Below are 708 nucleotides of genomic sequence, written 5' to 3' on the forward strand. Positions count from 1 at the left end.
CGGCAAGCTCAAGATATGAGGCGCGCTTGTGGTCGCCACAGGCGCACCCCTCCCGCAGGCGGGAGGGGATGGGGGAGGGCAGGCCCCCAGAGGCCACCCTCAAAAAATCACCCCAGATCCAGATTCTCCGTCCCCACCCCATAATAGCCCGCCACCCGGTCGGCATAAGCCTGATCGAACACGGGCGCATTGTTGGACCAGCTCGGCCCGCCCTCCAGCAGGCGGCGGTCGACGGTGATGACATACTGATCCCCCACCGGGTCGAACTGCAACAGGCTGAACGGCACGGGATAGAAGCTCTTGCCCATGCCAAGGAACCCGCCCAGCGCCAGCACGGCATGGGTCGCGCGGCCCGAACGCTTGTGGACCATGAAGGCGTGGACGCTGCCGATCGCGTCGCCATCGCGGCTTTCGATCTTCAGCGTGCCCGAGACGGTGGACTGGACCAGGATCAGGGTCGGCGTATCGTGTTCGGCCATGTTAACCTCCGTTTAGATCGGAGAACCGCCGGGGCGAGGCCAGGTTCCGATGACGAATCCGATGCCCGCCGCATCGGCACGTCCTGTCGCAGCACGGGGTTGAGCATCCGGGACCCCTCCCGCATAGGCTGGATGCGATGCGTCGCCTGTCTTTTGCTTCCCTCGCCCCGATCGTCGGGGCCGCCGCCCTGTCGGGCTGTATCCCCGCCACCCCGCGTCCCGAGGCGCC

Annotated in this window: 1 protein-coding gene; it reads right to left on the reverse strand. The window is 66.7% G+C overall.

Going from position 1 to position 708, the window contains the following annotated elements:
- Positions 1 to 107: 107 nt before the first annotated feature.
- Positions 108 to 479 carry a PRC-barrel domain-containing protein gene (locus BSZ14_RS18780; protein WP_042484101.1) on the reverse strand — a complete coding sequence of 124 codons (372 nt, stop codon included), beginning with the start codon at positions 477 to 479 and terminating at the stop codon, positions 108 to 110.
- Between the last annotated feature and the right edge of the window lie 229 nt (positions 480 to 708).

This window comes from Sphingomonas sp. Sph1(2015), from assembly GCF_001970915.1.
GTDB lineage: Bacteria > Pseudomonadota > Alphaproteobacteria > Sphingomonadales > Sphingomonadaceae > Sphingomonas > Sphingomonas parapaucimobilis.